Annotated in this window: 18 protein-coding genes; 9 read left to right on the top strand and 9 right to left on the bottom strand. The window is 63.6% G+C overall.

Features of this window, described 5'->3' with window-relative positions; translation table 11 throughout:
* Window positions 1-24: 24 nt before the first annotated feature.
* From KMZ68_RS02325 to KMZ68_RS02310, 4 genes are all read left to right on the top strand, one after another.
* Entirely contained in the window at window positions 25-1,077 is a 1,053-nt protein-coding gene (locus tag KMZ68_RS02325; RefSeq protein WP_249779677.1) for an ABC transporter ATP-binding protein, read from the top strand.
* Window positions 1,078-1,099: 22 nt separating this feature from the next.
* On the top strand, window positions 1,100-2,167 hold the full coding sequence (locus KMZ68_RS02320) for an ABC transporter substrate-binding protein (protein WP_215614306.1): 1,068 nt from the start codon (window positions 1,100-1,102) through the stop codon (window positions 2,165-2,167).
* Window positions 2,168-2,185: 18 nt separating this feature from the next.
* Window positions 2,186-3,247, top strand: coding sequence for an ABC transporter substrate-binding protein (locus tag KMZ68_RS02315; protein ID WP_215614305.1), 1,062 nt, complete (start codon window positions 2,186-2,188; stop codon window positions 3,245-3,247).
* Window positions 3,248-3,386: 139 nt separating this feature from the next.
* Window positions 3,387-5,105 (top strand): ABC transporter permease, encoded by a 1,719-nt coding sequence (locus KMZ68_RS02310; protein WP_215614304.1) that lies wholly within the window; start codon window positions 3,387-3,389, stop codon window positions 5,103-5,105.
* A 63-nt stretch (window positions 5,106-5,168) separates the two neighbouring features.
* Here KMZ68_RS02310 and KMZ68_RS02305 read toward each other — a convergent pair whose 3' ends face one another.
* Window positions 5,169-6,281: a hypothetical protein gene (locus KMZ68_RS02305; RefSeq protein WP_215614303.1), complete on the bottom strand. Its 1,113-nt coding sequence runs from the start codon at window positions 6,279-6,281 to the stop codon at window positions 5,169-5,171.
* Window positions 6,281-7,717, bottom strand: a complete 1,437-nt coding sequence (locus tag KMZ68_RS02300; protein WP_215614302.1) for an MBOAT family O-acyltransferase — start codon at window positions 7,715-7,717, stop codon at window positions 6,281-6,283. Before KMZ68_RS02300 ends, KMZ68_RS02305 begins: the two co-directional genes overlap by 1 nt.
* 269 nt (window positions 7,718-7,986) lie before the next feature.
* On the opposite strand from KMZ68_RS02300, the gene KMZ68_RS02295 reads away from it, so the two are divergent.
* Both KMZ68_RS02295 and KMZ68_RS02290 read left to right on the top strand, forming a co-directional pair.
* Window positions 7,987-10,104 (top strand): S9 family peptidase, encoded by a 2,118-nt coding sequence (locus KMZ68_RS02295; RefSeq protein ID WP_215614301.1) that lies wholly within the window; start codon window positions 7,987-7,989, stop codon window positions 10,102-10,104.
* Window positions 10,105-10,263: 159 nt separating this feature from the next.
* On the top strand, window positions 10,264-10,824 hold the full coding sequence (locus tag KMZ68_RS02290) for a flavin reductase family protein (protein WP_215614300.1): 561 nt from the start codon (window positions 10,264-10,266) through the stop codon (window positions 10,822-10,824).
* 7 nt (window positions 10,825-10,831) lie between these two features.
* Here the strand turns inward: KMZ68_RS02290 and KMZ68_RS02285 are convergent, their stop codons facing one another.
* Together KMZ68_RS02285 and araD are read right to left on the bottom strand one after the other, a co-directional pair.
* Window positions 10,832-11,551, bottom strand: a complete 720-nt coding sequence (locus tag KMZ68_RS02285) for a ribonuclease activity regulator RraA (protein WP_215614299.1) — start codon at window positions 11,549-11,551, stop codon at window positions 10,832-10,834.
* A 128-nt stretch (window positions 11,552-11,679) separates the two neighbouring features.
* Window positions 11,680-13,416, bottom strand: a complete 1,737-nt coding sequence (araD, locus tag KMZ68_RS02280; RefSeq protein WP_215614298.1) for an L-arabinonate dehydratase — start codon at window positions 13,414-13,416, stop codon at window positions 11,680-11,682.
* Window positions 13,417-13,683: 267 nt separating this feature from the next.
* Between araD and KMZ68_RS02275 the strand changes: the two genes are divergently transcribed.
* Together KMZ68_RS02275 and KMZ68_RS02270 are read left to right on the top strand one after the other, a co-directional pair.
* Window positions 13,684-14,118, top strand: coding sequence for a response regulator (locus tag KMZ68_RS02275; protein WP_215616154.1), 435 nt, complete (start codon window positions 13,684-13,686; stop codon window positions 14,116-14,118).
* A gap of 69 nt (window positions 14,119-14,187) precedes the next feature.
* A complete protein-coding gene (locus KMZ68_RS02270) occupies window positions 14,188-17,697 on the top strand; it encodes a PAS domain S-box protein (protein ID WP_215614297.1) in 3,510 nt (1,169 codons plus the stop codon).
* A 42-nt stretch (window positions 17,698-17,739) separates the two neighbouring features.
* Here KMZ68_RS02270 and KMZ68_RS02265 read toward each other — a convergent pair whose 3' ends face one another.
* Window positions 17,740-18,375, bottom strand: a complete 636-nt coding sequence (locus KMZ68_RS02265) for a response regulator transcription factor (RefSeq protein WP_215614296.1) — start codon at window positions 18,373-18,375, stop codon at window positions 17,740-17,742.
* Between the two features lie 160 nt (window positions 18,376-18,535).
* Between KMZ68_RS02265 and KMZ68_RS02260 the strand changes: the two genes are divergently transcribed.
* The gene (locus KMZ68_RS02260; RefSeq protein ID WP_215614295.1) at window positions 18,536-18,964 is read left to right on the top strand and encodes a hypothetical protein; all 429 of its coding nucleotides are present in this window, start codon (window positions 18,536-18,538) and stop codon (window positions 18,962-18,964) included.
* On the opposite strand, the gene KMZ68_RS02255 is transcribed toward KMZ68_RS02260, so the two are convergent.
* From KMZ68_RS02255 to KMZ68_RS02240, 4 genes are all read right to left on the bottom strand, one after another.
* Window positions 18,932-19,258, bottom strand: coding sequence for a PilZ domain-containing protein (locus tag KMZ68_RS02255; RefSeq protein WP_215614294.1), 327 nt, complete (start codon window positions 19,256-19,258; stop codon window positions 18,932-18,934). The two genes, KMZ68_RS02260 and KMZ68_RS02255, sit on opposite strands and share 33 nt — an antisense overlap.
* Before the next feature lie 3 nt (window positions 19,259-19,261).
* Entirely contained in the window at window positions 19,262-20,143 is an 882-nt protein-coding gene (locus KMZ68_RS02250; protein ID WP_215614293.1) for a CheR family methyltransferase, read from the bottom strand.
* 237 nt (window positions 20,144-20,380) lie between these two features.
* On the bottom strand, window positions 20,381-20,758 hold the full coding sequence (locus KMZ68_RS02245; RefSeq protein ID WP_215614292.1) for a response regulator: 378 nt from the start codon (window positions 20,756-20,758) through the stop codon (window positions 20,381-20,383).
* Between the two features lie 44 nt (window positions 20,759-20,802).
* Entirely contained in the window at window positions 20,803-21,276 is a 474-nt protein-coding gene (locus KMZ68_RS02240; RefSeq protein WP_215614291.1) for a chemotaxis protein CheW, read from the bottom strand.
* Window positions 21,277-21,280 lie beyond the last annotated feature (4 nt).

Raw genomic sequence — 21,280 nt, 5'->3', positions numbered from 1 at the left:
CAGGGAGGGACGGGATTGGCGTCCGTGGATTTGCGCGGCCTGACCAAGCGGTTTGGATCGCTTGCGGTCGTCGACGATGTCTCGCTGCGGATCGACCACGGCCAGCTGGTCTGCCTGCTCGGCCCTTCCGGCTGCGGCAAGACCACGACGCTGCGGCTGTTGGCCGGATTCCTCGAGCCGTCGGACGGCGAGATCCATGTCGGCGACCGGCTGGTGTCCTCGAAGGCGCGCACGCTGCCGCCCGAGCAGCGCAAGATGTCGATGATCTTCCAGAGCTACGCGCTGTGGCCGCATATGACGGTCGCCGAAAATATCGTCTACGGGCTGCGCTTGAGGAAGATGGATCGCGACACCATCGCGAAGAAGCTCGAGGCAATCCTCGACACCACCAAGCTGGAAGTACTGGCGCAGCGCTATCCCGGGGAATTGTCGGGCGGACAGCAGCAGCGCGTGGCGCTGGCGCGCGCGCTGATAGTCGAGCCGGAGACGCTGCTGCTCGACGAGCCCTTGTCCAATCTCGACGCCAACTTGCGCGAGGAAATGCGCTTCGAGATCCGCAGGCTGCACGACGAGTACCGCTACACCACGGTCTACGTCACCCACGACCAGTCCGAGGCGATGACCACCGCCGACCTGATCGCGGTGATGAATGCCGGCAGGATCGACCAGCTCGGGACGCCTGAGGACATCTATGACCGGCCGCAATCGGAATTCGTCGCACGCTTCATCGGCGCCAGCAATGTGATCAAGGGCGAGGCCCGCGACGGCAACCACATTGCCTTTGCCGGCGTCACCCTGCAGGTGACCGGCGCGAAATTGACGCCCGGCCAGAGCGGCGCGGTCGCGATCCGCCAGCACGACATCCGGCTTTCGGCGCAAGCGCCGCAGAACCAGCAGAACGCTGTCAGGGCCACCGTGACGCGCCAAGTGTTTCTCGGCGCCAGCCGCGACTACATGGTCGAGACATCCGACGGCACGACCTTGCGCGTCGTCACCGCGACGGACACCGCGGTTCCGAAGGGCGCCGAGGTCTGGCTTACGCTGCCGCCCGAACGCTGCCGGGCGCTGAGTCGATGACAAAAGCACAGGGGAGGACGCGATGAAGAAGCAACGAGTCTCGAGACGCGACATTCTCAAGGGTTCGACCGCGCTGGCGCTGGGCGCCGTGTTCGCCTCCCCCGCCCGCGCCGCGGCGCCGCCGCCCGAAGCCATCACGCCGCAGTTGATCGAAGCGGCGAAGAAGGAAGGCAAGGTGGTCTGGTACACCTCGATCGACCTTTCGGTTTCCGAAAAGATCGCGGCCTCCTTCAAGGAGAAATTCGGCGGCATCGAGGTGCGGGTCGAGCGCACCGGCGCCGAGCGGGTGTTCCAGCGCATCGGCCAGGAATATGCCAGCAACGTCCACGCCGTCGATATCGCCAATTCGTCCGATGCGGCGCACCTGCTGGCGTGGAAGCGGCAGGGCATCCTGTTGCCCTACGTGCCCGAGGATGTCGCCAAGCACTACAAGCCCGAGCACCGCGATCCCGACGGCACCTATGCCGGCTTCCGCGCCACGCTGAGCCCGATCGCTTACAACACCAAACTGGTGAAGGCGGAAGACGCGCCCAGGAGCTTCAGGGATCTGCTCGATCCGAAATGGAAGGGCAAGATCGTCAAGGCCCATCCCGGCTACAGCGGCACCATCCTGACCGCGACCTTCGAAATGGTCCGCGACGTCGGCTGGGAATATTATGAGAATCTCGCCAAGCAGAACGTCATGCAGGTACAGTCGGCGACCGATCCGCCGAAGAAGCTTTCGCTGGGCGAGCGCAGCGTGATGGCCGACGGCACCGAATACAATATCTTCCTGCTCAAGGAGACCGGCCAGCCGGTCGAGGTGGTCTATCCGTCCGAGGGCACGCCGTTCGTGATCGGGCCGAACGGCATCTTCAAGGCGGCGCCGAATCCAAACGCGGCCAAGCTGTTCCAGAACTACTGCTTCACGCCGGAAGCGCAGCGCATCATCATCGACGCCGGTGGCCTGCGTTCGCTGCACGCGCAGGTCAAGGAGCACCCCGGACGCAAGCCGCTCGCCGACATCAAGCTGATGAAGGAAGATGCCGAAGGCGCGGAAAAGCAGAGCGAAGAGATCAAGGCCCGCTACCAGAAGATCTTTCGCGTCTGACGCAGGGAAGCCGGAGCGATGAAGAAGAGACTTTCGCGACGCGACCTCATCAAGGGTTCGGCCGCCCTCGGGGTCACGGTGTTCGCCACGCCCGCCGGGGCGACCGCACCCGAGCCGGTGGCGATCACGCCCGCGCTGGTCGAGGCCGCGCGCAAAGAGGCAAAGGTGATCCTGTACTCGTCGATGGATCTCCCGGTCGGCGAAAAGCTCGGCAAGACCTTCGAGGCGCAATATCCCGGGATTGCCGTGCAGATCGAGCGCTCCGGCTCGGAGCGGCTGTTTCAGCGGGTCGATCAGGAATTCGCCTCGGGCATCCGCACCGTCGACGTGATCAACAGCTCGGACGCCTCGCACTTCATCAGCTGGAAGAGGAACGGCTGGCTGGCGCCGTTCGTCTCGGAAGACATCGCCAGGCACTTTCCGCCGGACTATCGCGATCCCGACGGAATGTTCGCGACCTCGCGAATCTGGCTGTCGTCGATCGCCTACAACACCAGGCTGGTGAAGCCGGAAGACGCGCCCAGGAGCTTCGCCGACCTGCTCGATCCCAAATGGGCCGGCAAGATGGTCAAGGGCCATCCCGCCTATAGCGGCACCATCATGACCGCGACCTTCCAGCTGGTCCGCGAATTGGGGTGGGAATATCTGGAAAAGCTGTCGAAGCAGCGCGTCATGCAGGTGCAGTCCTCGACCGATCCGCCGAAGAAGCTTTCGCTCGGCGAGCGCGCCGTGATGGCCGACGGCAACGAATATGGCGTAGTGCTGCTGAAGGAAGCGGGCCAGCCGGTCGAGCCGGTGTATCCTACCGAGGGCACGCCGACGATCTCGGGCCCGACCGGCATCTTCGCGGCCGCGCCGCATCCCAGCGCCGCAAGACTGTTCCAGGCCTGGCTGCACACGCGGGAGACCCAGCAATTCTTCATCGACTTCACCGCGCAATATTCGGTTCACGCGCAGGTGCAGTCGAAGCCGGGCCGCCGCAAGATCTCCGACATCAAGCTATGGAAGGAAGATGCTGTCGGCGTCGAGAAGATGACGGAAGAAATCAAGACGCGCTATGCGAAGTTGTTTCGGGTTTGATTGGTTTGTCTCGCATGGTTTTACTGCCGTCATTCCGGGATGGTCCGAAGGACCAGACCCGGAATCTCGAGATTCCGGGTTCGCACTTTGTGCGCCCCGGAATGACGAAAAAACATCAGGCTATGGGATCGGCAAGCAAGTGACCATCACCTCCATCGACGGCAGCAAGGGCAAATTCGACTGGACCAAACCGGTGCTGGCGCTGTTCGCCGCCTTGCTGGTCCTGCTGATCGTGCTGCCGCTGTCGTGGCTGGCGCTGTTCAGCGTCACCGACAAGGCCGGTCATCCGACCCTGCAGAATTTCGTCAGACTGTTCTCGGATCGCGACTTCCTCGATCCGCTGCTGACCACCGCCATCATCGCGACCTCCTCCGCCGCGATCTGCTGCGCCGTTGCCGCGCCGATGGGATGGCTGGTGTCGCGCACCGACATGCCCGGCCGGCAATTCATCCGCGCGCTGGTCACGGCTTCGTTCGTGACGCCGCCGTTTCTCGGCGCGGTGGCCTGGGAGCTGCTGGCGGCGCCCAACAGCGGCTTGCTCAACCAGCTCTATCGCCTCCTGACCGGTCAGGACGCCGGCGAGCACCTGTTCAATATCTATTCGCTGACCGGAATCATCTTTGTCATTTCCTGCTACACCTTCCCCTTCGTGTTCGTGCTGGTGGCGAATGCGCTCGACAACATGCCGGGCGAACTCGAGGACGCCTCCGCCATCCTCGGCGGCAGGGCCTGGACCACGGCGCGGCGCGTCACCATTCCGCTGGCGCTGCCGGCGCTGGTGGCCGGCGCGCTGATTGCATTCCTGCAGGCGATGACGCTGTTCGGCTCACCGGCGATCCTGGCGCTGCCGGCCGGCTTCCACACCATGACCACGAAAATCTGGAGCCTGTTCCAGTATCCACCGAAGCTCGAACTTGCGGCCGCCGCCGCGGTGCCATTGCTGCTGCTGACGATCCTGCTGCTGCAGGCGCAGAAATTCATCCTCGGGCGCCGCGGCTATTCGGTGGTCGGCGGCAAATATGGCGCGCCGCGCCGCGTCGAGATGAAGGCGTGGCGCTGGGCGGCGCTGGCGTTCTGCCTGGTGGTGCTGCTCAATCCGGTGTTCCTGCCCTATTTCGCGCTGCTCAACGCCGCGTTCTCGCCGAATGCGACGACACTGGTGACGCCAGCGACGGCGACGCTGCACAACGTCGTCTTCGTCTTCACCGAACTGTCGTCGACCCAGCTCGCGCTCAAGAACACCGTGATCCTGGGCACCGCGACCGCCAGCGTCGGCACCATCCTGGCGCTGGTGATCGCCTATGTCACCACGCGCCGGGCCATCGCGGGGCACCGGCTGCTCGGCTTTCTCGCCACGGCCCCCGTCGCCGTGCCCGGCATCGTGCTCGGCGTCGGCCTGTTCCTCAGTTACACGCGGCCGCCCTTCGTGCTGTACGGCACGCTGTGGATCCTGCTGATCGCGTTTCTCACCATCAACCTGCCATCGGCCTATCAGCAATTGCAGGCGGCGTTCGCCACCATCCACCCGGAACTGGAGGACGCCAGCCGCATCCTCGGCGCCACCCGGCTGCAGTCGCTGCGCCGGATCACGGCCCCGCTGCTGCGCACCGGCGTGATCGCGACCTGGTGTTTCATCTTCATCGGCGTGATGCGCGAACTGTCGGCGGCGATCATCCTGTTCACGTCGCAGACCAAGGTGCTCTCGGTTCTGATCTACGACCTCAACGAAAGCGGCGACCTTGCCGCGATTTCGGTGCTGGGCATCGCGATGCTGGTCATCACCTTCGCGGTGGTGCTGGCGGTCAACCGCATCCCGGTATTCGGCGCCGGCGCCGGGGCAAGGTTGCGGAATAGTTAGCGCTCGCCTCTCATCCTTCGAGACGCGCGCAAGAGAGCGCGCTCCTCAGGAAAAGGCCGACTGCTACCGAAGCTCCTCCACCCGATACGCCTCGACCTGCGCCTTGAGCCGATCGAGCGAGGCGGTCGGCGATGGGCGGTCGAGCCGGTATTTCCCCTCCGCCAGCATTGACAGCACTTTCAGATCGATCGCCGGCGAATGATGGATGACGTCGGCATAGTTGCCGAGATCGTGGGTGATCTCCTTCGCCTCGCGAAAGTCATAGAGCCTGACATTCGGAAAATGCAGCAAACGCGGCGCGGCATAGGCGGAAAAATCATAGGCGATCTTCAAGGTCGGCGGCGAAGCGTCCCGCATCGCGACGAATTGCAGGATCGAATAGGGTGGAAAATAGATGTCGAACTGCACATCCGGATTCTTCTCGATCAACCCGACGGCATCGCGCTCGAAGTGCCGGATCATGGCGTCGTAGTCGTAACCCTGCGCCAGATACCGGCTGCGCACGGGATCGGTGATGCGCCTGAAGGCGGCCAGTGTGCTTTTCGCATTGTAGAAGCCGGCAACGTCGAAGCGGGGATGCAGCGCATTGATGTCGTCGACGTTGGCGACCGGAAACTTGAAAATGACGCCCGTGGTCAACCGCGCCACCAGAGACTGCAGCGGCGGAATCGAGCGCAACGCAATCCATAGCGACTCGCGGGCCATGCTGCCGCTGAACAGGTAACCGGCGATACCCCTGGCGTTTCGCCGGTAGAGATCGACCGGAACATAGATGTCGGCATCGACATCAGGCGCATCGCGGAAAATCCAGTCGTCCATCTGCCAGAGGATCCGCCTGGGATGCCGCTCGAGCGCGGCCTCCAGCACGAATTTCTGCTCCTTCGAATTCGAACCGGACAGCGCCAGCTTCAGCGAGCGGACGCCGAGATGCCGGTCGATATCGCTCTGACGGTAATGAATAGCGAGCGAGGTGCCCATGAAGACGGTGTCGAACTGCTGGCTGCGGATCAGCCCGGCGTCCTGCATGCGGCTGTCCTGCGAATACATGGCGGCAAAGAGCCGGGCCGGACGGAATAATTGCAGGGGATCGACCACGAAGTTGACCATGACGGCAAGCGCAATGATGAGAGCGCCCGCGCACAGGAACCTGGGCAGGTATTTGGCTGGGCTGTTCATCAAAACCTGAAATAGATGAATTCGCTGTGCTGCTGGATTCCGAGAATCCCGAACGCCAGCACGGCCGCGGTCGCGTAGATGAAGAGCGGGCGCATCTGCCACGCCCGCAGCCCACGGCCGACGGTGCGGTTGGCATGGTCATAGCCCATGATGGTTTGCGTGTTCGGGGCGAACCAGGCGATCCCGGCATAGATCAGGATGAAGATGGCTTGGGCGATCTCCAGCCGGCCGAAGGCGACGTTGCCGGGATCGGCCATTTTCGACAGCACATAGAGCGCCGTCGTCATGCTGTCGGCGCGGAAGAACACCCAGGCGATGACGACCGCGATAAACGTTACGACGAACGCGGCGATATCGGCCGCCCGCTCGAAGCGCGGCGCCACCGCTGGGCCAAACCGGTTCCAGGCGTGATTGACGCAGAGGTAGCCGCCGTGCAGCGCGCCCCACACGACGAATGTCCAGGCCGCGCCGTGCCAGAGGCCGCCGAGCACCATGGTGACCATCAGATTGACGTAACGCAGCACGGCGCCATGCCGGTTGCCGCCGAGCGGGATGTAGAGATAGTCGCGCAGGAACTGCGACAATGTCATGTGCCAGCGCCGCCAGAAATCGACGATCGAAGTCGCCTTGTAGGGCGAATTGAAATTGAGCGGCAGGAATATCCCGAACATCAGCGAGATTCCGATCGCCATGTCGGAATAGCCGGAAAAATCGAAATAGAGCTGGAACGTATAGGCCAGCGCGCCGAGCCATGCCTGATCGAAGGTCGGGGCGTTGGGGCCGAAGGCGAGCGACACCAGCGGCTGGATGCCGTCGGCGAGACAGGTCTTCTTGAACAGGCCTATCGCGAAGATGATCAGGCCGCACAGGATCAGATGCGGATCCGGCCGCTTCGCCTCGGCGCGCTCGAATTGCGGGATCATGTCCCGGTGGTGCAGGATCGGCCCCGCGATCAGATGCGGAAAGTAAGTGACGAACAACGCGTAATGCGGCAGCGCGTAACGCGCGACCTTGCCCCGGTAGGCGTCGACCAGGAACGCGATCTGGGTAAAGGTGTAGAAGGAGATGCCGACCGGGAGCAGGACATTGACCGCGAAGCCGGTCGAAAAGATTGCATTGAGATTGGCGGCAAGGAAGCCGGCATATTTGAAATAGCCGAGCACCGCGAGATCGCCGGCGACGCCGAAGGCCAGGATCGCAAAGCGTGGCGCGGGGTGCAGCCGGCTCGAGATCATCAGCCAGCCGACGGCGTAGTTGAATGCGATCGAGCCCAGCAACAGCGGCACGAACTGCCAGCCGCTGACGGAATAGAAGCCCAGCGACGCCAGCGCCAGCCATAGCACCGGCGCCACATTGCCGAGCCGGTCGGACGCGAAATAGCCGGCCAACGCGACCGGCAGAAACAGGAAAATAAACTGGTAGGAGTTGAAAAGCATGGGGCCCTTCGGGAGGGATCGTCGAAAAGCCTAACCATACAACCGGCCGGCCAACAAGCCGCGCGCCGGCGCTCATTGCCCATCTGGCATTCCGCGGTTTCGACCCGATATCCTGCGACAAGATACTTGCCCCGGCCGCTTATCGTCATTGCCGGGCTTGACCCGGCAACCCATCCATTTGAGAAGGGCTTTCTTTCCCGATGGATGCGCGGGTCACGCCCGCGCATGACGGGAGGGACATGGGGCGGCTCCGACCAAATGAGGATTGAGTGGCACAACCGATCAAGAAGACCGTCTCACAGACCGCGCCGGTGGCGCCGCGCCGGCCGCATTCCTTCACCGCCCATGGCATTACCATTGCCGACGACTATGCCTGGCTGAAAGATGCCAAATGGCAGGAGGTGCTGCGCGACCCCTCGGTGCTGGACCCGGACATCCGGAAATATCTCGAGGCGGAAAACGACTACACCGAAAGCCTGCTCGGCCACACCGCTGCCCTGCAGAAGAAGCTGGTCGCGGAAATGCGCGGCCGCATCAAGGAGGACGATTCCAGCGTGCCGGCGCCGGATGGTCCCTACGCCTATTTGCGCAAATTCCGCGAGGGCGGGCAGCACGAGATGTTCGGCCGCATGCCGCGAGGCGGCGGCGAGACCGAGATCGTGCTCGACGGCGACAAGCTCGCCGCCGACCACGACTATTTCAAGTTCGGAGGCAGCCGGCATTCGCTGGACCACAAGCTTGAAGCCTGGAGCGCGGACATCAAGGGATCGGAATATTTTACGATCCGGGTACGCAACTGGGCCGATCGCAGCGACCTCGACGACATCGTCGAGGAGACCGACGGCGGTGTGGTGTGGAGCGCGGACAGCAAGGCCTTCCTCTACGTCAAGCTCGACGACAACCACCGGCCGATGCAGGTCTGGCTGCATCGCCTCGGCACAAAACAGGCCGACGACGTGCTGGTCTATGAAGAGCACGATGCCGGCTGGTTCACCCATATCCATGAGAGCACCAGCGGCCGCTTCTGCGTGATATCAGGCGGCGACCACGAAACCTCCGAACAGCGGCTGGTCGATCTCGCCGATCCGGCTTCCCCGCCGCGCGTGGTCGCTGCGCGCGAGGAAGGCGTGCAGTATTCGGTCACCGACCGCGGCGACGAGCTGTTCATTCTCACCAACACCGACGACGCCATCGACTTCAAGATCGTCACCGCGCCGCTGGCCTCGCCGGAGCGCGCCAACTGGCGCGACCTGATCCCGCACCGCGCCGGCATCTATATCCTCGATATCGAGCTCTACAGCGGCCACCTGGTGCGGCTGGAACGCGCCAATGCGCTGCCTGCGATCGTCATCCGCGATCTCAAGACTTCGGAGGAGCACGCTATCGCCTTCGACGAGGCGGCGTATTCGCTGGACACCATGGGCGGCTACGAATTCGACACCACCAATCTGCGCTTTGCCTATTCGTCGATGACGACGCCGTCGGAAGTCTACGACTACGACATGGCGACCCGCACCCGAACCTTTCGCAAGCGCCAGGAAATTCCGTCCGGCCACAACCCCGCCGACTATGTCACCACCCGCATCATGGCGCCCTCGCATGACGGCGCGCTGGTGCCGGTGTCGATCCTGCACGCCAGGGATCTCAAGCGCGACGGCACCGCGCCGCTATTGCTCTACGGCTACGGCTCCTACGGCATGGCGATGCCGGCCTCGTTCTCCGCCAACCGGCTGTCGCTGGTCGACCGCGGTTTCGTCTATGCGATCGCGCATATCCGCGGCGGCGCCGACAAAGGCTGGGGCTGGTATCTCGACGGCAAGCGCGAGAAGAAGACGAACTCGTTCGATGACTTTGCGGCCTCGGCGCGGGCGCTGATCGCGGAAAAATACACCGGCGCCAAGCGCATCGTCGGCCATGGCGGCAGCGCCGGCGGCATGCTGATGGGCGCGGTCGCCAACCGCGCCGGCGAATTGTTCGCCGGTATCGTCGCCGAGGTGCCGTTCGTCGACGTGCTCAACACCATGCTCGACGACACCCTGCCGCTGACGCCGCCGGAATGGCCGGAATGGGGCAACCCGATCGAAAGCGAAAAGGATTTTCGCACCATCCTGTCCTATTCGCCCTATGACAACATCGCGGCGAAGGATTATCCGGCGATCCTCGCGATGGGCGGGTTGACCGATCCGCGCGTCACCTATTGGGAGCCGGCGAAATGGATCGCGCGGCTGCGCGCCACCATGCGAGGCGGCGGCCCGGTGCTGCTGCGCACCAATATGGGCGCCGGCCACGGCGGCGCCTCCGGCCGCTTCAACCGGCTCGACGAAGTCGCGATCGCCTACGCGTTTGCGCTGTGGGCGGTCGGGATGGCGGAGAAAAGCGAGGCGTGAGCGGCTCCCTCTCCCCGCTCTTCGCGGGGAGAAGGTTGGGGTGAGGGGCTCTCTCCGCGCACTCGGACTCGCGGATAGTCCCCCTCACCCGGCGCTACGCGCCGACCTCTCCCCGCAAGCGGGGCGAGGCAAGGGATTTCGTAGCCGGATGGAGGGACCATGCCGAAATACACCAAGACCGACTTCCCCGTCGAAAACGTCCGCCGCCTGCTCGAACCGGGGCCGGTCGTACTGGTCAGTTCCGCGCACAAGGACGAGACCAACATCATGACCATGGGCTGGCACATGCCGATGGAGTTTCAGCCTTCGCTGGTCGGCTGCATCATCTCCAGCGCCAACCACAGTTTCGAGATGATCCGCAGGAGCCGGCAATGCGCGATCAACGTTCCGACCGAGGAAATAGCTGCCGCCGTGGTCCGAATCGGCAATTCGTCGGGGCGCGACATCGACAAGTTCGACGCCTTCGGGCTCACGCCGAAGCCCGGTGCCCACGTCCGTGCGCCGCTGATCGCCGAATGCTACGCTAGCTTCGAATGCCGGCTGGTCGATGCCAGCCAAGTCAGGAAGTACAACATGTTCGTCTTTGAGGTGGTCAAGGCGCATGTCGCGGCCTCGCCCAAATATCCGAAGACGATCCACTACCGCGGCGACGGCGAGTTCATGATCTCCGGTGCCAATACCCGCAAATACCGCAAGCTGTTCAGGCCGGAGATGCTGTGAGCGGCGGCTATCTTCCGGTCTGCTTTCGCCATGCCGCGAAATCGATCAGCGTCTGCTCGTCGGTCGCCGGGTACAGCCCGAAGATGCCGCGGCCATGGCGCACCTGTTCGGTGACGAAATCCTCGAACGCGGTCATTTCGAAGGCTTCGTTGGCGATCTCGTCCGCGAGATGCGCCGGGATCACGATCACGCCGTCGTTGTCGCCAAGGATGACGTCGCCGGGAAACACCGGCGCGTCACCGCAGCCGATCGGACCATTGATCTCGATGGCCTGATGCAGCGTCAGGTTGGTCGGCGCGCTCGGCCGGTGGTGAAAGGCGGGAAAGCCGAGTCTTGCGATCTCGGCGGAGTCGCGAAAGCCGCCGTCGGTGACGACGCCAGCGACGCCGCGCTGCATCAGCCGGGTCACCAGGATGGCGCCGGCCGATGCCGCGCGAGCATCCTTGCGGCTGTCCATCACCAGCACCGCGCCGGGCGGGCAGTCCTCGATAGCCTTGCGCTGCGGATGGGAGCGGTCGCGGAACACGTCGAGCTTGTTGAGATCCTCGCGCGCCGGCATGTAGCGCAAGGTGAAGGCCTCCCCGACCAGCGTCGGCTGATCGGGAGAAAGCGGATGCACGTCCTGAATGCACTGGGTGCGGAAGCCGCGCTTGAACAGCGCGGTCGCCACCGTGGCGGTCGAGATGGTTTTGAGTTTTGCGCGGGTGACGTCGCTGAGCATGGTCATGGATGCTTGCTCCTGATTTCCCCGTCATTCCGGGGGCGCGCGAAGCGCGAACCTCAGATGCGCAATTGCGCATCGGGGAATCTCGAGATTCCGGATCTGGTCCTTCGGACCATCCCGGAATGACGGTGTTAATAAATCGACGGCTCATCGACCGGCGCGCCAAATCCGGTTTCGAGGAAATCGAAATCGCAGCCCTCGTTGGCCTGCCTGATGTGCCTGGTGAACATCCAGCCATAGCCGCGCTCGTAGCGCGGTTCCGGCGGCTTCCATTCGGCGCGGCGTTTGGCCAATTCCGCTTCCGGCACATCGAGATTGATGGTACGGGCAGCGACATCGAGCGTGATGCGGTCGCCGTTCTTCACCAGCGCCAGGGGTCCGCCGATATAGGATTCCGGCGCCACATGCAGGATGCAGGCGCCGTAGCTGGTGCCGCTCATGCGCGCATCCGACAGCCGCACCATGTCGCGCACGCCCTGCTTTACCAGTTTTGTGGGGATCGGCAGCATGCCCCATTCCGGCATGCCCGGCCCGCCCTGCGGCCCGGCATTGCGCAGGATCATGACGTGATCGGCGGTCACGTCGAGATCCGGATCGTCGACCGCCTTCTTCATCGCGGGGTAATCGTCGAACACCAGCGCGGGGCCGGTATGCTTGAGAAAGCGCGGCTCGCAGGCGCTGGGCTTGATCACGCAGCCATCCGGCGCGAGGTTGCCCTTGAGCACGGCCAGCGCGCCCTCGGCATAGATCGGATTGTCGAGGTTTCGAATCACGTCATCGTTGTAGACTTCGGCGCGCGCGATGTTGTCGCCGAGCGTTTTGCCGGTTACGGTCATGGCGTCGAGATGCAGGTGCGGCCTGATCCGGCTCATCAGCCCGGGCAAGCCGCCGGCATAGAAGAAATCCTCCATCAGATAGGTGTCGCCGGAGGGCCGCACATTGGCGATCACAGGCACCTTGCGGCTGGCGATTTCGAAATCGTCGAGCCCGACGTCCTGGCCGGCGCGGCGCGCCTGCGCTATCAGATGGATGATCGCATTGGTCGAGCAGCCCATCGCCATCGCTACAGTGATGGCGTTCTCGAACGCCTTGCGGGTCTGGATCTTCTGCGGCGTCAGATCCTCCCACACCATGTCGACGATCCGGCGGCCGCATTCCGAAGCCATGCGGATATGCCCGGCGTCGGCGGCCGGAATCGACGAGGCGCCCGGCAGGGTCATGCCGATCGATTCGGCGATCGCGGTCATGGTGGATGCAGTGCCCATGGTCATGCAGGTGCCGTAGCTGCGGGCGATGCCGGCCTCGACATCGACCCAGTCCTTGTCGGAGATCTTCCCGGCGCGGCGCTCGTCCCAGTATTTCCAGGCGTCCGACCCGGAGCCCAGCGTCTTGCCCTTCCAGTTGCCGCGCAGCATCGGCCCGGCCGGCAGATAGATCGTCGGCAGGCCCATGGAGGTGGCGCCGAGCAGCAGGCCCGGCGTGGTCTTGTCGCAGCCGCCCATCAGCACCACGCCGTCGACCGGGTGGCCGCGCAGCAGTTCCTCGGCGTCCATCGCCAGCATGTTGCGGTAGAGCATGGTGGTCGGCTTCAGGAAGGACTCCGACAGCGACAGCGCCGGCAATTCCATCGGGAAGCCGCCCGCCATCAGCACGCCGCGCTTGACGTCGTCGACGCGCGATTTGAAATGCATGTGGCAGGGCTGCGCGTCCGACCAGGTGTTGAGGATCGCGATCACCGGGCGGCCCTTCCACTCCTCCGGCGCGTAGCCCATCTGCATAGCGCGCGAGCGGTGGCCGAAGGCTCTGAGATCGTCGGGCGCGAACCAGCGCGCGCTGCGGAGCGTTTCCGGGCTTTTGTCTTTTTCCATGATGACACCTGTTCGAGACCCCACGGGTCATCTCACAGGCGGTCCATGCGGAGCAAGTCCCGTTCCGGATGCGCGAACCACCCCCCGGCCCGGCAACCTCTCCGTCGCCTGCGCCGAACCGGGCAGATCAGGCGATTCCGGCGATCGTCTTCAACCGCAGCCGCGTTTCCCCCGTCTCCGGAAGTGCTTGCGCAGGAACGCGAATTCGGCAAGTCTTTTTCAACTTGCCGTGGACTTGATTCTGGATTCGAAGCGGAGCAGCCGGCCTTGGCAAAAATCCTGGTCGTGGACGATGATAGTGCAGTGCAAGCGACGATCCGGCTTCTGCTGGAACGGGCCGGCCACAGTGTCATCGTCGCCGGCGATGGCCGCAATGGATTGGCGATTTTCGAAACCGGAAATTTCGACCTGCTGTTTCTCGATATCTTCATGCCGGGAATGGACGGTCTGGAAACCATGCGGCGGGTTCGTCAACAGCAGCCGCGGATCCCGATCGTCGTCATCTCCGGCAATCCGGTCAGCTGGGATGCCGGTTCGGGGCCGGATTTCCTGGCCATGGCGACCAAGCTTGGCGCGGTCAGGAGCCTGCAAAAACCCTTCAAACCGGCCGCCCTGCTGGCGGCCGTTGCCGGTTGTCTCGAGGCAGCAAAACGTCCATCGTCATCATCCATCGCAGCCGGTGACGTCGCTTCCGGCCTGTGATGCCAAACGACGTTGCCCGTTCCGTTCAGCTGTGCGCGCCGACGGCATGGTAATGGTGCGAAACCAGAGATGACGCTGACAACCAGACTATCCATCGCCATGATCTTGCTGGTTACGATCACGGTGTCCGCGGTCGGGTGGCTGAGCTATCGCAATCTCGAGCAAGCGCTGCTGCCGCGCGCCCTCGATCGGATCGAAACGCATTCGCGGCTGGTTGCGGCCGATCTCGAATCCCACACGGCGGGGGCGCGCGGCGATGTCGCCAGCTATCGGTCTGCGCCCGGCTTGAATGCGTACATCCGCGGACATCTGGCCGGCGGCATCGATCCCGTCGGCGGCACCTCCGAAGCGACCTGGCTCAAGCGGATCGCAGAACGCCTTGCGGCCGAACTCGAAGCCAAACCCGCTTATTCGAGATTCCGCATCATCGGAATCGAAAACGACGGGCGTGAAGTCGTCCGTGTCGATCGCTCAGGCCCGAACGGAGCGGTTCGGATCGCACCCGACGCGGACTTGCAGCGAGCCGGCAACCGGTCCTATTTCAAGAACACGATCGGGCTGCAACCAGGTGAGACATACGTCTCGTCGATCCATCTGAACGAGGAGAACGGCGCAGTCGAGATACCGCATGTTCCGACGCTGCGGGTCGCGACGCCGGTTTTCGCGCCCGACGGCAAACCGTTCGGTATCGTCATCGTCGACGTCGACATGCGGCCGGCGCTGGATCGCGTCCGGTCATCGGCGCAGCAGGGTGGAGCGATATACGTCGTCAATGGCCACGGCGACTATCTCGTCCACCCCGATCCGGCCCGGGAATTTGGCTCGCAGACCGGCACGGCGGCCAACTGGCAGACCGACCTGCCGGACCTGGCGAATTTGCCCGGAACGACACAGGTGGTGGCGCGGGCCGTGGCGGATCGCGCCGGACGGCCGGGCGGCGTAGCAGTGGCTCCCGCGGTTCTGGCCGGCAGGGAATGGGTCGGCGTGATCGAGAGCGTCCCCAACGCCGTCATCATGGCGCCGGCCGCGGCGATCCAGAACAGCTCGATACAGGTCGGACTGATCGCGGTGCTGTGCGCGGCCGTGCTCGCCGTATTGATCGCGAGGTCGCTGACCCGGCCGATCATTCGATTGACGGCCGCCGTCGAAGGGGCCGGCGGCAGGGGACCAGCCGCCATTCCGGTCGACGCGGGCGGCGAGACGGGGGTGCTCGCACGGGCGTTTGCGCGGGTGATCGACGAAGCCAATGCAAAAACCGCCGCACTCGAGCGCGAGGTTCAGGACCACCGCCGCACCGAGGCCGCGCGCGACCACTACGCCGCGCGCGAGCGTCTTTTCAGCGCCGCCGTCGAATCCTCCAACGACGCCATCGTGACGAAATCCCTCGATGGCACGATTACCGGCTGGAACCCGGCCGCCGAACGGCTGTTCGGATATTCCGCGGCGGAAGCGGTGGGCAAGAGCATCGACCTGATCGTGCCGCCCACCCGCATCGCGGAGGTACATGACCTCCTGCGCCGGATCGGCTGGGGCGAAACGATCGAGCATTACGAAACCGAGCGCTTGCGCAAGGATGGCCGCACTGTCGAGGTTTCGCTCAGCATATCGCCGATCAAGTCGCCGTCGGGGGAGATCATCGGCGCATCGAAGACCGCCCGCGACATCACGGAAAACAGACGAACCCAGCACGCGCTCCGCCAGCAGATCGAAGAGCGCCGCCGCATCTTCGAGACTTCCCAGGACCTGATCCTGGTGATCGATCCGAGGGGCGTTCTGGTTCAGGTGAGCCCGAGCTCCGAGGCCATTCTGGGATTTACGCCGAAAGAAATGATCGGCCGCAACGCCAGCGAATTCCTCCACCCTGACGACCTCGAGATCAGCCGCGAGGAGATGCGGTTGGCGCGTCGCGGAAAACGCGCGCGGAACACCGATTCACGCTACCTCCACAAGGACGGGCGGATCGTGACGCTGTCCTGGATGGGCACATGGTCGGAACCGGTGAGGCGGTATTTCTTCGTTGGCCGCGACATGACCGAAAGCCGCCGGGCCCAGGAAACTCTGCGCGAAAGCGAACAACTGGCGCGCGGCATCATCGATACCGCGCTCGACGCCTTCGTCCAGATCGACGAGAGCGGCCGCGTTCGAAACTGGAATTCCCAGGCGGAAAAGATCTTCGGTTGGTCGCACGGCGAAGCGCTCGGGCAAAAGCTCAGTGACCTGATCATTCCGGAGAGCCACCGCGCCGATCACAATGCGGGCATGGAACGCTTCATGCGCACCGGAGAAGGCCCGGTCCTCGGACGCCGTATCGAGATCGAAGCGCTGCGAAGCGACGGCAGAGAGGTCAAGGTCGAACTGAGCATCACCGCGTTGCGGCGCCGCGACGGGGTCGTGTTCAACGGATTCATCCGCGACCTGACCGACAAGATCGCGGCGGAAGACCGGATCCGCCAGGCCGAGAAAATGGAAGCGGTCGGCCAGCTCACCGGCGGAATTGCACATGACTTCAACAATATCCTGACGGTCATTACCGGCACCATCGAAATTCTGGCCGACGCGGTCGCCAAGGAGCCGCAACTCGCCGCCATCACCAGGATGATCGACGAAGCCGCGTCGCGAGGCGCGGATCTCACCCAGCATCTGCTTGCATTCGCCCGCAGGCAGCCGCTTCAGCCGCGGGAGACGGATGTCAATACGCTGATCATCGACACCGCCAAACTGCTGCGGCCGACGCTGGGTGAGCAGATCGAGATCAAATCGGTATTCGAGGACGAAACCTGCATGGCGACGGTCGATCCCAATCAGCTTGCCACCGCCATCCTCAATCTCGCGCTCAACTCCCGCGACGCGATGCCCGGCGGCGGCAAGCTCATCCTCGAAACCAGCATGGCCGTTCTCGACGAAAGCTACGCAAACATGCACAGCGACGTGCGGCCCGGACGCTACGTGCTGATCGCCGTGAGCGACACCGGAACCGGCATCCCCGCCGCCACGCTCGACAAGGTGTTCAACCCGTTCTTCACCTCAAAGGAGCCCGGCAAGGGCACCGGCCTCGGCCTCAGCATGGTCTATGGCTTCGTGAAGCAGTCCGCCGGACACATCATGATCTACAGCGAGGAGGGTCACGGCACCACGATCAAGATGTATCTGCCGCCGGCCAGCGGAGCCCTGCTCGCTTCCGATGCCGGCCTCGCACCCGCCGTGCAAGGCGGCCGCGAGACCATCCTCGTCGTCGAGGACGACAAGCTGGTCAGGGACTATGTGCTGACGCAATTGCATTCCCTGGGTTACGTCACGCTGGATGCGGCCAATGCCGCCGAGGCGCTGGCGATCGTCGAGGCCGGCAAAAAATTCGACCTGCTCTTCACCGACGTGATCATGCCCGGCGCCATGAACGGCCGCCAGCTCGCCAACGAACTGCAAGAGACCAAGCCCGACCTGAAGGTGCTGTTCACCTCCGGCTATACCGAAAATGCGATCATCCATCACGGCCGGCTCGACTCCGGCGTCCTGCTGCTGGCCAAGCCGTATCGCAAGTCGGACATGGCCGCGATGATCCGGAAGGCCCTCGACGGTTGAGGGCCGCGCACCGGCGCAGGCTTGGATCGGACGGGCCGCCGGTCAGGAACTGCGCGATGCGGTCATCACGATACGAATGAGATCGGCCGCATTCCTCGCGCCGAGCTTCTTCATGATGTTGGCGCGATGATCCTCGATGGTGCGCGGGCTGATGCCGAGATGACGCCCGGCTTCCTTGTTCGAAGCGCCCGACGTGAATTGCTCCAGCACCTCGCGTTCGCGCCGCGTCAACGGTTCGCGTCCCGGAAAATGCAGCGATGCGGACTTTGACGCGGAGTTTTCCGCCTGGCGACGAGCATATGCCCCAATCGCCTCGTCCAGCCGGGCCACGATTTCGCGGCCGCGGAACGGCTTTTCGATGAAGTCCAGCGCGCCATTCTTGATCGCGCTGACCGCCATGGCGATGTCGCCCTGGCCGGAGATCATGAAGATCGGCGCGGGATAGTCCTCGCCGTGAAGTTCGCGCAGAATATCGAGGCCGGATTTGCCGGGAATGTGCACGTCGAGCAGGATGCAGGCGGGCGTTCGCGTCCGGGCCACCGCCAACAGCGCGGCGCCGTCTGCAAAGCAAATCACCTGGTAGCCCCCTGCCGACAGCACCATCGACAGCGTATCGCGAACGGCGGGATCATCGTCGACCACGAAAATCTCACCTCGGGGAGCAGGATTCTCAGCCATGTGCCATGCCCATCGATCGTGAAAAAAGACGCACACTTACGGCACGGTACTGCATCGGACTGCACGCAGTACAGATTCGAGCCCACCCGTATTTGTACGGGACGAGGACTTAACGCACAAGTAGCGGGACGGACATAAAACGGAGCGAAGGAGAGCAGTCATGCAGAAGGCAGCGGGGGCCGGCACTTCGATCCGGTCCGACGTTCGAGATGGCGGCCATCATTCGATTGTCTCGGAACTGGTGTCGCTGATCGAGCACGTCCAGGCCAGCGTGACCTTGCTTGAAGCGGCGCGGGCAAGGGAAACGGCGCTCGGCCACCGGGAAGCTGCCCGCCAACGTTGTCGTCCTGGACGACGTCACGCCTCGCTACGTAAGAGCGAGCGACGCCCTGCAACCTGTAACGCGGGCCTTGGCGCCGCCCTGCGTTTCTTGCTGGATGCCGGGCCGTCAGACCACGGCGCGGCTTCGCGGAAAGCGACCGCCTCCGAACCGGGCGAACCGGCCATAGCTGAAAGACGCCGGATAGCGATCCTTCCGGCAATGCCGCCCCTGCCGTCAGGATTCGGCGAGAGCATCCTGCGCCGATGACGCGCCCGGTCGTCTCTTCTTGTGCTTTCCCTTCAGGAACGAGACGTCGATCTCGGCGCCGTTGACGCGAACGAGTTCACATCGCCGATAGGCGAGTCCGGTCGACGACAACAGCAGAAAGAACTCCTTGAGATTGAGGCCCTGGATCGAGCCTTCGACCGTGAGGATGGCGTCGTTGTCGGAAATGGCGTTGAGCAGGCAGTCGCGGCGCCAGGTCCCGTCGATGCCCATGATGCAGACGCCATAGCCACGGCTGAAAGTCACGCGTTCAGGTGCTTTGGCGTCGTCCGCCATTCGTCACAACCCCGCCATCGCAGCGACCTTCGGAGCGACCGCGCCGGCGGCCGGCAGCCTTGCCGGCGTCGCGCGCGCACTGTTGGGCCGGTACAGACCACGCCGGTCCGGAAAGGGCTTGAACACATCGGTCAGCCCGACCACGGTTTCGGCTGCGCCCAGCGCCAGAAAGCCGTCCGGTTCGATCGCCTTGGCAAGCCGGTTGAAGATGTTGATCTTGGTGTCCTGATCGAAATAGATCAGGACGTTGCGACAGAAGATCACGTCGAAGACGCCGAGCTGGGAAAAATCGTGCAGCAGATTGTGCTGCCGGTGCTGAACCATCGCGCGAATGTCGGGATTGACCTGCCAGAATTCCCCCGTCTGCTTGAAATATTTGACCAGCATCTGGATCGGCAAGCCGCGCTGGACCTCGAACTGGCTGTAGATTCCGGCCCTGGATTTCTCGAGCACTTCCTGCGACAGATCGGTCGCGATGATTTCCACGCGCCAGCCGCTGAGTGCGGCGCTCATTTCCTTCAGGCACATCGCCAGCGAATACGGCTCCTGACCGGTCGAGCCGGCGGCGCACCAGATCCGGATGCTCTTGCGGCCCGCACGCGCCTTCAGGATCTCCGGCATGATCGAATCGCGGAAGTGATCGAACGGAACCTTGTCGCGAAAGAAGAACGTCTCGTTGGTGGTCATGGCCTCGACCACCTGGGAGATGAGAGATGCGGATCCGCCCTTCATCTTCTGCACGAGTTCGCTGATGCCGGACAGTCCTGCCTTTCGCGAAAGCGGAAGCAACCGGCTTTCAATCAGATATTGCTTGTCGGCAGACAGATCGAGACCGGAACTGTCCTTGAGAAGCTTGCGCAGGTATTCATAATCTGGCGGAGTCACTGGCGGCCTCTCAAGCGGATCGGGAAAATCGGGGATTGATATCGCCGGACGAGAGCGCCGTATCGTGAGGGCCCGTCAGCAAGGCTGGGTGCGCCGATCGCAGGCGAGAGATCCGGGAATGCGGATAATCGCCTCTTCCGAATGCAGTCTTGGCGGGGATTTCCCCCGGCAGCAGGTGCAGCACGCATGTCTTTACTCGACGCAACCAATACAAACTTACGAAAACGACGGCGCCGGCTACACCGGCAGCGCGAGCAGGCCTACTTCCTGGAACTTGGCCGCAACGATGTCCTTGTCGAACGGCTTCATGATGTATTCGTTGGCGCCAGCATCGATGGCGCGCGCGATATGGTCGATTCCGTTTTCGGTGGTGCAGAACACCACCTTGGGTGCGTCGCCGCCGGGCATGCGGCGCAGATTGCCGAGGAATTCGTAGCCGTCCATGATCGGCATGTTCCAGTCGAGCAAAATCGCATCGGGCAGGCCGCGCTTGCAGGCCTCGAGCGCCTTCTCGCCGTCCTCGGCTTCGATGATCTGAAAATCCATCTCCCCCAGGATGCGCCTTGCGACCTTGCGGATCACGCTGGAATCATCGACAACAAGACATGTCTTCATTTTAGCCATTTCTCCCAGCTGGGCGGTTGCAACGGCAACTCGAGCTATGCGGCAAGCGAGGTCTTGGGCACGATTTCGAGAACGCGATCGACGTCGAGGACGACCATGAGCTGGCCGTCGAGGCGATGCACGCCGCCGGCGAGCTTGGCCATGCGGGGATCGAGGTTGACGGGGTTTTCCTCGCGGCCGTCGTCGTTGAGCTTGAGCACCTCGCCGATCTGGTCGATCAGGAGGCCGTAGGATTCGCCGCGCAGGTCGACGCCGACCGCCATCGGCGGCTTGCCGTCGTCGTTCTTCGGCAGGCCGAGCCGGGCGCGCATGTCCACCACGGTGACGATGCGGCCGCGCAGATTGAGCACGCCGGCGATCTCGCTCGACGACAGCGGCACCCGGGTCAGCCGTTCCGGCATGAACACGTCCTGGACCCGGGAGATCGGCAAGCCGAACAGCTGGCCGCCGATCATCGCGGTGACGTATTCGGAGACGGCGCCTTCGGTGCTCTGGATCTTGTCGGTCATGGTC

The organism is Bradyrhizobium sediminis (assembly GCF_018736105.1).
In the GTDB taxonomy this organism is placed as follows: Bacteria; Pseudomonadota; Alphaproteobacteria; order Rhizobiales; family Xanthobacteraceae; genus Bradyrhizobium.
The sequence above is the reverse complement of the archived record's forward strand: the minus strand, read 5'-3'. Positions and strand labels throughout refer to the sequence as shown.